The following is a 12,203-nucleotide window of genomic DNA, read 5'->3' as shown; positions in this document are numbered from 1 at the left end:
AAGCATGACAAGCCAAAAAGGAAGAGCAGACAAAAAAAATAGCACCTCACCATAGATGAAGTACTACTTGATCTCTCGCATTATTGCGAAATAATTTCTCTTGATTTATACGTTCCGCACACTTTGCATACGTGGTGAGCAAGCTTCAATTCTCCGCATTGTTCACATTTCACCATGCCCGGCACTGCCAGTTTAAAGTGAGTACGACGCTTGTCGCGACGTGTTTTGGACGTTCTCCGTTGAGGTACTGCCATGTTCCCACCTCCTTATTTCAATCAACCGAGAGCTTATAGCCCCGGCAAAATGCTTGCATGCTCATTTGAAAAAATCTTTTAGCGCCGCAAGCCTTGGATCGACCAATTCCGTGTCGCAATCGCAGGTGCCTTCATTCAAGTCCGCTCCACAGTTCGGGCACAGGCCCTTGCAAGTTTCCTTGCAAACTGCAGTCATCGGGATATGAAGCACAAATGATTCCTCCACGTACGGAACAAGATCCACATTTTCATCATTCACGTAGTTGGTATCCTCATTCTCATCCTGAACCTCTTCAGGCTGCTTCACAAGCTTAAACTGCTCGTGGAATGGAATGTCCAGATGCTGGTGCACAGGTTTCAAGCAGCGGGAGCATGACATGTCCAGCTCTGCTGTGAGCTTTCCTTGAACATCTACCGTATCTTGACCGACATAAGCTGCCTTCAGTTCCGCTAAAAGCGGCTGAGGAATCTTGATGTCGCCAGTGCCTTGAACTAAATGACTTACATCCACTTGCTGACGCACCTGCAGCGGCTCGCTGCTGGCTGCCATTTTTCTAAATTGTAAGTGCATCAATATCACTCCAAACAAACAAAAATTATTATACCGATTTCCAGGAAGCTTTGTCAATAGTTTGACCTTTACTTTGCTTTTAAGTGATATATAAAAGTTTGGACTTTCTCCCCATATTTACATGAGCAGAACATCGTTTTAAAGCCGCCATCCTGATGTAAAGAAGCTGCAATAGTTATTGTTGCAGGGATGATAAGCTTTTATGATATATTTTATATGAATCAACATACGGATGGAGTTGAACTTTCTGTGTCTGTCGTCGGATTAATTGTCGAATACAACCCTTTACATAACGGTCATGTTCATCATTATACCAGAGCCAAGGAAATTTCGGGTGCAGATTATTCCGTGGCCATCCTTAGCGGTCCCTTTCTTCAGCGCGGTGAGCCGGGTATCATCAGTAAGTTCGCCCGAGCTGAAATGGCATTGGCCACGGGGGTCGATCTTGTGATCGAGCTGCCAGCTTCCTATGCCGTCCAGCCCGCTGAATGGTTCGCTTATGGCGGCGCTGCCCTTCTTCATGCCACAGGTGTCGTGGACAGCCTCTGTTTCGGAACGGAGAGCGGCACGCTTGATCTACTGCTTCCCCTCTCACGCATCCTTGCTGAGGAAAGCCCGGAGCTCCAGGAGCAAATCAGCTTTCATCTGAGCGCAGGAATGAACTATCCGGCTGCCTATAGCAGGGCCGCTGCTGCAGTAATGGGATTTCCAGGCGAAGAAAGCGAACTTCTCCAAGTACTTCAGCAGCCCAATCATACGCTCGGTCTTCATTATTTGATTGCTCTGAACCGTCTGAATAGCTCCATCCGCCCGTTTACCATTCCAAGAATCCATGCGGGCTATCATGATGAAATGCCTGCCCACTCGGCGGTTGCCAGCGCGACAGCTGTACGCCGCATGCTGCTTACGCAGGATCTAAATGCTGCGGCACCTTATTTACCGGAATCAACGCTTAGCATCCTCTGCCGTGAATTTGACGAAGCGCGCGGACCTGTGACCTGGGAATCCTTCCGCGGAACGCTGATGCATCTGCTCCTCACCAGTTCTCCGCAATATTTGGAAAGCCTTCACGAGGTCACAGAAGGGCTTGAGCATCGTCTGAAGCGTCTCATCTATTCCTTGAAGGAACCGCATGTGGACGAGCTGCTGCATGCGCTCAAGACCAAGCGCTATACGCATACGAAGCTGCAGCGGATGCTTGCTCATATTTTACTGCGTCATACCAAAGAAGAAATGTCCCCGTCCATGCTCTCCCAGGGTCCCGGATATCTGCGTGTGCTTGGGTTTAGCAGCGAAGGGCAAAAGCTCCTGAAGCAGATGAAGAAGACGGCAACCTTGCCGGTCATCGTCAAACCGTCTTCCATCGAGCATCCCCAGCTGGAGCTGGATCTGCGGGCATCTGCCGCCTATGCCAATGCCTTTCCAAAACCTGAAGTCCGTGACATCTTCAGAGATTATCTGGAGGGTCCTATTCGTCTATTCCATTAAGATTTAGCTTGGAGGGCATCCATATACTTGATGGCGTCTTCGAGTGTATTCACCGGCACGAGCTTCATGCCGGTTTTTATTTTATCGGCTTTGGCTTTTGCTTCGGCATAATTATCCTTCGGAACAAAGAAAAATTCAGCATGCTTCCGGTCGGCTGCGACAATTTTATGTTGAACTCCGCCGATCGGACCCACCTTGCCGTCCTTATCAATGGTTCCCGTTCCTGCTACCTGATAACCTTTGGTCAAATCTCCCTTGGTCAGCTGGTTGTAAATCTCCATGGTAAACATAAGCCCCGCCGACGGTCCTCCGACGCGGGTATTCGCAAAATTCACCCGAAGCCCCGGATCCTTGGATTCCACCTTCTGCATCGTCGCCATGGTTACACCCAGCCCCGGACGAGTCTTGTTCGTGTCCTTGTCCTTAAGCTCGATAAGATTCACCTTTTCCTCCAGCGGCTTGCCGCCGCGGATCAGCTTCACGGTAACCATGTCTCCAACCTTCTTTGTTTTAAGGAGACTGCTTAAGCTGTTGTTATCGGTTACGGATTGTCCATCCACTTCGGAAAGGCGGTCGCCAGGCTTGAAATTTTTCCGCGCTTCGTCTCCCTCAGGCGTTGAAAAAATAAATAAATACTGGGGAACGATGCTGTATGAAACATCAGCCTCATGGTATGCCGCTTCCACTGCGGAGGATTGTGAATCACTCATGAGATACACCTGCTCGGCTGCATATTCATCTTCGCTTTTGTTACCCAGTCTGGCTTGCTTCTGGTCGATCTCGGCATTCGGATTAAAAGCCGAAACAACAAGCATAACCAGATTGGCGTAGCTGGCTGACACCGTCGTCATCATGAATGTACCCTTTTCCTCATGATCCCCTTTTTGAACCGAAAGCATAGGCTTAACCACATCCGCGCTTCCCGGCTGATAAATGATATACGGCGTTGGCATATAAACCGTGACGTATACCAGCAAAGCCACCATAAAAAGGTAAAGGACCAGGCGTAGTCCTTCGCGTCTTTTCTTGTACTGCATCTTATTTCCTTCTCTCATTCCCATCCTGCTCCCTGGTCTTATGGTTGTCTCACCCGCATAGATTGGGTACTAGCTATGTTTACTCAGAAGAGGTGAAAATCATGAAAAAAAAAGCCCCTCTCCGCTTCAAGCCCGCTTCCGCTACTTTTTTGCTTGGTGCGGGTGCGCTTGCGCTGGTGGCTGCCGTTGTCAGTTCCCCCGCTCCTGCCTTTCAGGCATCGTTGCAAGGTCTTCAGTTGTGGTGGCAGATTGTATTCCCGGCGCTGCTTCCTTTTCTTGTGCTGTCTGAAATGCTGATCGCCTACGGCTGGATTCATGCCCTCGGGGCATGGCTAGAACCGCTGATGAACCGGCTCTTCAAACTTCCTGGTATCGGAGGCTGGGTACTCGCGATGGGAATGACTACCGGCTTTCCCGGAGGTGCCCAGGCTGCTCGTCAACTGTACGATCAGGGCGATTTAAGCGCCAAGGATTCGAATAAACTCGCGGCTCTCTCGCATTTCTGCAATCCAATGATGATTTTGGTCGTAATTGCTACAGGTCTGATGCATGAACCGGCGGCAGGATATATCATTCTAGGGGTTCACTGGATAACCGGAATCCTGGCCTTCCTGCTCCTCAACAGAAGCATGGGACATCCAGGTGACGAATCCGTCCAAAACATTTCCGGCAAGAAGTCCAAAGGCAAAAAAAGCCGATCCTTGGTCCATCGATCCCTGCATACAGCCAAGCAGGCCCATGCCAAGGACGGCCGCAGTTTCGGCAGACTGCTGGGAGATTCAGTAACACATGCCGTTCAAACCTTGATGATGGTCGGCGGATATATCATCATCTTTGCGGTTGTCATACAAATTGCAAGCCGGCTCATCCCTGATAGCTTCCCCGGATATTGGCTGTCCGGTCTGTTTGAAGTGCATCTCGGAGCCAAAGACGTCAGCACAGCTGCATTTGACTCAGGCAGACTGCAGTGGTCCGTCGTCTCTGCCCTGCTAGGCTTTAGCGGTATTAGCGCCCTGCTGCAATCAATGTCGGTCTTAAGAACAACCGGTATTCATTGGCTGCGCTTTACCTTGGTTCGTCTTCTACATGGAATTCTTGCCTTCACTGCAACCTGGCTCATCTGGCCGCTCATTCGATTCCTTCCGGAAAATGCCAGCTCGGTATTCAATAACAGAGGGCAGCTCCAGACTGAATTGAGTGGAGTTTTCAGCTTATGGAGGGTCATCCCGCAGCTCCTGCAATGGCAGGGCATCCTGCTGGCTCTAATGCTTGGATCATCCCTTTTGTTCATGCTGCTCCAGGTATATCGTCGGAAAAATACGCGTTAACCGTCATTCTGTATATTTGTTCCGCATGGCTTTCTCTACTTCGGGAGGCACCAAATCCTTCACATCCCCGTGGAACGCAGCAATTTCTTTCACGATGCTTGAGCTTAAATAAGAGTATTTCGGATTTGTCATCATAAAAACCGTTTCGGCATCCGGATTCAGCTTGTGGTTGGTGGACGCCATCTGCAGTTCATATTCAAAATCCGTTACGGACCGCACCCCGCGAACGATCGCCTGTGCATTCCGGAGCCTTACATAATTTGCGGTCAAATCCCGGAAGCTGTCCACTTCTACGTTAGGAAGATGAGCAGTAACCTGGCGGATCAAGTCCATCCGTTCTTCAATGCTAAAGAGCGGATTTTTGCTCCGATTGTTAAGCACTGCAACGACAAGAACGTCAAACTGCCTTGCCGCACGCTGAATGATATCCAAATGCCCCATCGTGACCGGATCAAAACTGCCCGGATATACCGCTACTCGTCTATTCGTCGATATCATGCTCGGCCTCCCCGGCGGCTTCATCTTCGGACAAGGCCGCTTCATTTTCGTTATATTTATATATGGAAACAGCCGTTTCCCCGTACACGGCATGACGAATGCAGGAAAATTGGCCGAATTCGCCAGGGTATTCATATCCGGATTCATGCTCGAGAACAATCGTTGCCCCGCTGTTCAGCATGCTTTTTTCATGCATCAATTGCATAAGTTTGTCCCCGTTTTTCATACGATATGGCGGATCCAGAAATACAACATCCAGAGAAATTCCCCGTTTTTCAAGCACCTTAAGCGCACGTTCCGCTTCATTTCGATAAACTTCGGCCTGTCCCTCCAGCCTGGCAGCCTTCAAGTTGGCCCGGACGGTTTCAATGCTTTTCGGATCCATATCAATAAATACGGCCTTGTCTATGCCCCTGCTTAGAGCTTCAATCGCCAGTCCGCCAGTTCCGGCAAACAAATCCAGAGCTGTTCCCCCGTCAAAAAAGGGACCGATCATACTAAAAATCGCTTCTTTCACTTTATCCGTTGTCGGCCTTGTGCCCATGCCCGGAACCGCTTTAAGCGGTCTTCCTTTAGCGCTACCCGCTACCACTCTCACGTTTATGATCACCCATTCTACATATAAAAATCTATGATTTGGTGCTGTCTATTTCTGACGATATCGTACCACAACCATCCCGAATTTGAAAAATGAAACCTTGGCTATCTTTTTTGGCAAAGGATGTATAAAACGGTTTATCCGGGGAATGCTTTAACTATCGACATCAAACGAATGTCGTAGACAACCGCGGAAAGCTTACGTTTCCCCATAAGCTCTTCGTCCGGTTTCTCCTCTCCCATGAAAGGGCGCCCCGAAAGGGGCGCCCGATTTTATTTTATTCCATTTTATATTCATCTTCTTGGTACCATGGATTGATGTGAACCAATACCTCTTCAACCAAACCAATTTGATCTTTAATGGAATTCTTTATTTCCTTACTGACATCATGACCCTGCTGTACCGTCAATTCATTAGGAATGCTCACTCTGACATCAACAATAATATAATTTCCCAGCTCACGTGCACGAATTTTATCAATCCGCTTGACGTTTGGAACAGTGCCGACAATTTCTTTTAATTGCTCCAATTCAGCCTCTGAAATGTTCTTTTCCATAAGTATATCTACGGATTCCCTCGCCATCTTATATGCCAGCCGACCGACAAAATAAGATACGATAATGCCTGCTATGGGATCACCGTATCGGGTAAAAGGAATATTATAGTGGTCGCCGACTAAGGCGATTCCGATGCCAAAGGCGGCTGCGACAGAAGCATACACGTCAGCAACATGATCGTAAGCCGTTGCTATTAAGCTTTTACTGTTTTCAGCTCTCCCGATGCGCATGCAGTATACATATAACCATTGCTTCCAAATGAGAGAGATCAAAGCCGCAACGAGCGCAATCACACTTGCTTCAGCGGCTGGTTGAAAAAGAGCCTCTATTGATTTGTAGACCATGAACAGGGCTGCCAAAGCTAAAATAATGGCGACAACGGCTGATGCGATGACCTCCGCTTTTCCATGACCGTACGGATGATCTTCATCCGCTGGCTTTTTCGATATTCGAGTGGAAGTTAGTGCTGCAAAGGATGCTACCACATCACCGGCATTATGTATTCCATCTGCTATCAGAACTTGGCTTTTGAATAATAGGCCCACCACAATTTTCAATCCGGTTAAGACCAAATTACTGACGAGACTAATCAATACTGCTAACTCTGTCTTTTTCCTGTACATTGACCTTTATACCTGCCTTGAATTTATTAAATGCTAAATCATCTTACATCATAGTTTTTGTGTGGGTCTAGAGAAACAGTTTTGTCCAGCCTCATAAAAACAAGTACATGCCAAACTTTATTGCACATGACCAATTTAGTTTCATCAGGTCATTTACTAGGGCGATCCTTAAGCTGGCTAGCTTCTCTTTTGGTCGCTGCAATAGTACAATCATCTAACAAACTTTTATAGAAGCAACAATCAAAAAAAGGCAGTTGATAACCATGATGATTCATATGACTTATCTCTCAGGTGAGTACAAAGTGAAGGGATACCTGTCGCTGCCATATGGCTATAAGCTTGATCTTGACGAGTTGAATGCGCAGATCCATCAGGTTTACGGTCCGGCGGATATGCCTATGACGGTAATCGCTAACAATTTGAAAGAGGAACAGCAGGATATAAACGAACGGAAGTGGCCTGTTCTCATTTATTGCCGGGGAGGGATCGGCAGAGTGGGCCAGGTGAAGACCGAATGGCTTGAGCGCTTTTCACGAAGCGGATTTATTGTATTTGCTCCGGTGTACCGCGGTACTGAAGGGGGCGAAGGCCGGGATGAGTTCGGGGGCGGAGATATGGAGGATGTTCCGGCAGCCTGCCGCTTGCTCTCAAGCCTTCCTTTTATCGATACTCAGCGCATGTCCGCAATGGGATTCTCCCGGGGTTCGGTGAATGCTGCTTATGCGGCATCCGAGACAGATTATATCCGGCAGCTTGTCCTTTGGGGCGGTGTATCCGATCTTGCCAAAACCTATGAAGAACGGGTTGAATTAAGACGGATGCTAAAGAGAGTAGTCGGTAATCCGGCGAAAGTTCCCGAGGCATATCAGGCACGCTCTCCCATTCATATGGCTGAACGCATCCACTGTCCGGTTCTTATCATTCAAGGAAGCGATGACGCGCAGGTTCATTCCAGCCATGGACTTCAAATGTATAACCGTCTGAAGGAAGCAGGTGCAGATGTGGATATGCACTGGTATGAGCATTACGGGCATCACATGCCTCCTGAAATGCATATGCGAGCTATTGAGAGGATGTTCAACTGGATACGTGAGCATTGAGTCGTATGCACGCAAAAAAAAGGCAGGTCAGGCGTTAAGCGCTGTGAGCTGCCTTTTTGCATTTTCTAGCAGAGTATTGTAAATCCAATCAGCGTCTAGGATCCCGGCTCCGCTTCATCAAGCCGGCAAGGCCAAGTAATCCGAACAATCCGAGAAAGCCCCAGTTCGTTCGATTAACCCCGGTATCATCGAAGGAGTTGGTACGGATGGTGTCCCGTTTCAGATCATGCTTCAGATCTCTCACATTTTCGGTCACGGTATGAGTCTGATTTACATCATTCATCTGGTTAACATCGTTCATCTGATGATGCATGTTGTAATCCCCTTCAGCCCACGCGGGTACAGCCAGAGTCAGGCAGATGCTTGCAGACAGCAGCAGCACCGCAGCAGCTTTTCTTCTCATGGTCATTTCACCTCCGGCAAAATTATTTTCCATGATAAGGTTCCCCAAGAGTTCTTTTCCTATGCAAAAGGCTCCGGGCAAAAAAACAGCAGCCATTCCCCAAAATACGCCGGGAGGCTGCAGATCTGAAGTGCTTATTCCTTAGCGTTGCTCATAAAATTCATTCGGCCATTCCAACTGTACGCCTGCCTCACGAAGGGTTCGCTGGAAATCATACAAAGCATTCGTATTTCCCCTGACCTCCGCTGGCTTCCGGTCATGCTGAATACAGTAGGCCGCCAGTTCTCCGCATACCTCGCCGATGTTCCATTCCGTCGGATGAAGGCGGTAGCAGCCGTTTGTTATATGCGTTGTTCCAATGTTTTTGTTCCCGGCAAGCACATTGTCCATATCCCGTGGAATGAGAGCTCCAAGCGGAATATGATAAGGCAGGGCTGGGATATCCACATAGCTGACGCCTGTAAAGCTCGGATGAAGATCAATACTGTAAGATCCTAGACCAACCCGGTCCTCATACTTTTTAGCGGATCTGGCAGGCTGACTGGCTGGTGATACATCCTGCTCTGTAATCGTGTATAAACCCTTGATCCTTCTGGACTCGCGAATGTAAGGCGCTTTGGCAAAGCCTGTCGGCGTTCCCACCACATCGCCTCTTAGCCGTAGTCCGGGGTACCCGCTGCCTCCATCCGGTCTCGGCGCTTCTGTCTGCAGCCAATACAGAAGAGAGAGACTTAGCTGCTGTGCACCATGCAGATGCTTCTTCTTGTCCTCCTCAGACATCTCGTAAATATTCCCGATAAAATAATCGTTTTGCGGCCAGTTCAGCAGTGTAACCTCATTGGCATCTGCGACATCATACTGATCCTTGGAATACACCCTGCGGTATTTCCACAGCGGGAACTTGCTTCCATCCGCAAACAAGGCATATTCCCGGCGTTCCAGCGTAACCGGATGCGGACCGACCAAACTAAGCATTTTATCAGGCCAATGGGCTGGTTGATATTCCTTCCAGAAGTCGTACATTTCAGGTTTAGGAATCACATGACTTCCGTTCTCGTCATATTCAAAGGCGAGTACATACGTAAAGCCTTGAATATTATTCGGATCAGCCTTCTCTGTCGCATGCGGTTCACCGGTTTCTTCACGGCTTTCAGAGCCTGTGACATATTCCATCGAAGCCATGGGCAGTATACCTCCCGTTTCGGTGGCATCGATAAAATAACTTCCTTCTACCGTCATGCGCTCACCGGTTCTCAAAGACACCAATTCAGCACTTTGGAGCGACCTTTCCGTTCTAGTCACCGAAACGGCAGCGGTTTCCAACAAAAGGGAAAGTCTTCCGGTCAGCAAATAAGGACTCAGCATTTCGTTCAGGACATGCACGGACACCCGCGGATCATGCGAGATGTTGCTTACGATCGCCCCTCCAGGATTGAAGCCTTTCCTGCTTACTGCACCGGCAACCGGCATATTTTTCAAATAATATGTACGAATTTCATCGCGGTATTGACGGTATCTCGCCGTGCAGCCAAACTCCTCTATCCATGGATGCTCATCCGGAGGCACGGCTTGGGAGGTGCTCTGTCCACCGATCCAATCCGTTTCTTCCGTCATGAGCACCTTAAGCCCTTTCGAGCAGGCAGCCATAGCTGCTGCACAGCCTCCCAGTCCACCGCCGAATATGATCAAATCAAACATGGTTCATCACTCCTGTCCCATTTTCAATCCAATAATGAAATATTTAATAATGTCTCCTAGTTAAACGCTTACAAAAATGCGAAAACAGTTCTATAAATTCGTCGTTTAGAGCATGATAAATTAGCATACTCCTTAAGTGTTATTGGTATTATATGATTATCTGGAGGATATGTACACCATTTTATACGAAATTGAATATATTCTCCACAATATGATTGTCTCTTCATAATAACTCCTTCTGGCAGTAGTAGATCATAGAGTTTAAAATTTTGTAACGGTATTTTGTCTAATTTGTCATAAATGGTTTATGTATTCCATTCTTGTTTGGGTTCTGATAGACTTTTTTATATCATGCTTTAAAGAAAGGGGGATGAAGTTGCAGCCCAGATCGCCTTTTAAGGTTATATGCATGATGATAGCCGCATGTTTCCTGCTGGCTTCCTGTTCACGTAATTCTGAGCCGGCCAAGGTTAACGTTGCGCAGAAAAAGGATGTCTGGTCCAATGCTGAAGTCACCCGCGAGAGCGTTAAGCTTGTTCTCGCCGGCATATCCGGCGATGGAGTCATCGGAATGAATCAATCCAAGGACATACAGCTCCAGGGAGCCAACAACAAAACGGTAACCGTGAACCTGAATCATGAAATTACAGATCCGGATCAATTGATGTCGGACGCAGCTGGAACGCTATTGGCTTATAGCGGAATGCTGTTTGAGAACAAAGGGATTGGCACGGTGGAAGTTTGCCTGCTTGGTAATCCGGAGCCAGCAAACGGGAAACCTGTCATTAAAGAACTGGTCAGAATTGCGATTAGCCGTGCGGATTGGCAAAAAGGACAGGACATTTTGAAGATCCCTGTGGAAAACTATACCGTTATCTTCAAGCATGCAACCTGGTACAAAATCCATCCGCATCTATACAAGTCGCTTCTCCACAGAGACCAATTAAAATTGAGAGCATATCAAAAATAGCAGATGAACAAACGGATACGTCCCATTGGGGTGTATCCGTTTTCCCATTTAGCGAAACGATTCTTCTGTATAACGGGAAGACAGGTATAAAAAAGAACCCTGCGGATTCCTCATCGGCAGGGTCAAATCCGTACATTTATATCAAAGGGGGTTATACATATAAATATACAGAACCAAGCCTAATGAAACATGAAAGATTCCTTATTCCCGCATTAATTTTTGTTAAAAATGTATTCCGTCCAACGAATGTCTTACAATCCATACAGCCCGTCCTCTTCTTTCTATCCTCCCCCTTATCCATATCCTTATTATCCGTACCCTTACCCCTCTCCTTACCCATTGGTGGTACTTTAATTATCCAGGTGGATATCATGGCGGACACGGTCCAGGAGGGCCTGGTCATCACGGCGGCGGACCCAGAGGCGTAAACAGTCGCTCAAGATCTTAGGAATCATCCGAAGGCAGCGCTTATCTGCCTTCTTTTTTGCCTGGATAAGTCAAAATTATGATCCATAACAGGAGTTTACAACATCCGATCTAATGTATAATCGTTAATTTAAGTCGCTTTTTGGATGTATATCATGTCCACATTTACATATTCTTGTAATGATCCCTATTTTATCGCATATGATTTTTACGTACCCTCATGTTGGCATTGATTTTAAACGGAGGTGTGTGGATGAAGTTAAGAAGCGTCGATAATACCATTGTCGCATTAATCGGTATCTGGTTTATTATGGCGCCCTGGATTACAGGGTACTCAGATGACAAGGGAGCTTTATGGACGAGTGTCATTGTGGGAGCAGTTCAGCTAATTGTATCGTTATGGGCTTTTTCCGGGTCGGGCTGGGGCTCGTGGCAAAACTGGATTTCACTGCTCGCCGGCGTTTGGTTTATCGTTTTTCCGTTTGTTTATACCGTCGAATCCAATGTAATGTGGAGCAGTATCATTTTGGGCGGAGTAACTGTTCTCCTGAATTTGATTACCTTATCTGCAAAGGATTAACGGTCAGGGTCGCCTTTCTTAGTAAGGGGTATAGTTGCTGTTAGCCAACAGGGGCGTCCATTCACCTGTGTA

At 47.6% G+C, this 12,203-nt stretch carries 13 protein-coding genes; 5 read left to right on the top strand and 8 right to left on the bottom strand.

Annotation, left to right across the window (positions count from 1 at the left end):
* Positions 1-80 precede the first annotated feature (80 nt).
* The gene (gene rpmF / locus E6W40_RS05650; protein WP_036645943.1) at positions 81-254 is read right to left on the bottom strand and encodes a 50S ribosomal protein L32; all 174 of its coding nucleotides are present in this window, start codon (positions 252-254) and stop codon (positions 81-83) included.
* Between the two features lie 61 nt (positions 255-315).
* Positions 316-825: a YceD family protein gene (locus tag E6W40_RS05645; RefSeq protein WP_136604588.1), complete on the bottom strand. Its 510-nt coding sequence runs from the start codon at positions 823-825 to the stop codon at positions 316-318.
* A 249-nt stretch (positions 826-1,074) separates the two neighbouring features.
* Here E6W40_RS05645 and E6W40_RS05640 point away from each other — a divergent pair, with 249 nt between their 5' ends.
* Positions 1,075-2,313 (top strand): nucleotidyltransferase, encoded by a 1,239-nt coding sequence (locus tag E6W40_RS05640; RefSeq protein ID WP_136606848.1) that lies wholly within the window; start codon positions 1,075-1,077, stop codon positions 2,311-2,313.
* On the opposite strand, the gene E6W40_RS05635 is transcribed toward E6W40_RS05640, so the two are convergent.
* The gene (locus E6W40_RS05635; RefSeq protein ID WP_136606847.1) at positions 2,310-3,350 is read right to left on the bottom strand and encodes a SepM family pheromone-processing serine protease; all 1,041 of its coding nucleotides are present in this window, start codon (positions 3,348-3,350) and stop codon (positions 2,310-2,312) included. The two genes, E6W40_RS05640 and E6W40_RS05635, sit on opposite strands and share 4 nt — an antisense overlap.
* A gap of 101 nt (positions 3,351-3,451) precedes the next feature.
* On the opposite strand from E6W40_RS05635, the gene E6W40_RS05630 reads away from it, so the two are divergent.
* On the top strand, positions 3,452-4,678 hold the full coding sequence (locus E6W40_RS05630) for a nucleoside recognition domain-containing protein (RefSeq protein ID WP_136604587.1): 1,227 nt from the start codon (positions 3,452-3,454) through the stop codon (positions 4,676-4,678).
* A 3-nt stretch (positions 4,679-4,681) separates the two neighbouring features.
* Here the strand turns inward: E6W40_RS05630 and coaD are convergent, their stop codons facing one another.
* The 3 genes from coaD to E6W40_RS05615 all read right to left on the bottom strand — a co-directional run bounded on the left by coaD (position 4,682) and on the right by E6W40_RS05615 (position 6,954).
* Positions 4,682-5,176 (bottom strand): pantetheine-phosphate adenylyltransferase, encoded by a 495-nt coding sequence (coaD, locus tag E6W40_RS05625; RefSeq protein WP_136604586.1) that lies wholly within the window; start codon positions 5,174-5,176, stop codon positions 4,682-4,684.
* Entirely contained in the window at positions 5,160-5,774 is a 615-nt protein-coding gene (rsmD, locus tag E6W40_RS05620; RefSeq protein ID WP_136604585.1) for a 16S rRNA (guanine(966)-N(2))-methyltransferase RsmD, read from the bottom strand. The genes coaD and rsmD overlap by 17 nt, the downstream gene beginning before the upstream one ends.
* 277 nt (positions 5,775-6,051) lie before the next feature.
* On the bottom strand, positions 6,052-6,954 hold the full coding sequence (locus E6W40_RS05615) for a cation diffusion facilitator family transporter (RefSeq protein WP_136604584.1): 903 nt from the start codon (positions 6,952-6,954) through the stop codon (positions 6,052-6,054).
* A gap of 263 nt (positions 6,955-7,217) precedes the next feature.
* Here E6W40_RS05615 and E6W40_RS05610 point away from each other — a divergent pair, with 263 nt between their 5' ends.
* Positions 7,218-8,054: an alpha/beta hydrolase family protein gene (locus E6W40_RS05610; RefSeq protein WP_136604583.1), complete on the top strand. Its 837-nt coding sequence runs from the start codon at positions 7,218-7,220 to the stop codon at positions 8,052-8,054.
* Positions 8,055-8,142: 88 nt separating this feature from the next.
* Here the strand turns inward: E6W40_RS05610 and E6W40_RS05605 are convergent, their stop codons facing one another.
* Together E6W40_RS05605 and E6W40_RS05600 are read right to left on the bottom strand one after the other, a co-directional pair.
* Positions 8,143-8,490: a WGxxGxxG family protein gene (locus tag E6W40_RS05605; RefSeq protein WP_136604582.1), complete on the bottom strand. Its 348-nt coding sequence runs from the start codon at positions 8,488-8,490 to the stop codon at positions 8,143-8,145.
* Between the two features lie 108 nt (positions 8,491-8,598).
* The gene (locus E6W40_RS05600) at positions 8,599-10,155 is read right to left on the bottom strand and encodes an FAD-dependent oxidoreductase (protein WP_136604581.1); all 1,557 of its coding nucleotides are present in this window, start codon (positions 10,153-10,155) and stop codon (positions 8,599-8,601) included.
* A 376-nt stretch (positions 10,156-10,531) separates the two neighbouring features.
* Here E6W40_RS05600 and E6W40_RS05595 point away from each other — a divergent pair, with 376 nt between their 5' ends.
* A complete protein-coding gene (locus tag E6W40_RS05595) occupies positions 10,532-11,125 on the top strand; it encodes a hypothetical protein (protein WP_168928833.1) in 594 nt (197 codons plus the stop codon).
* A 679-nt stretch (positions 11,126-11,804) separates the two neighbouring features.
* Positions 11,805-12,131, top strand: a complete 327-nt coding sequence (locus E6W40_RS05590; protein WP_136604579.1) for an SPW repeat protein — start codon at positions 11,805-11,807, stop codon at positions 12,129-12,131.
* Positions 12,132-12,203 lie beyond the last annotated feature (72 nt).

This window comes from Paenibacillus dokdonensis (assembly GCF_004916975.1).
Taxonomy (GTDB): domain Bacteria; phylum Bacillota; class Bacilli; order Paenibacillales; family Paenibacillaceae; genus Paenibacillus_AQ; species Paenibacillus_AQ dokdonensis.
Note: the sequence above shows the minus strand (reverse complement) of the source record. Positions and strands in the feature narration are given on the sequence as shown.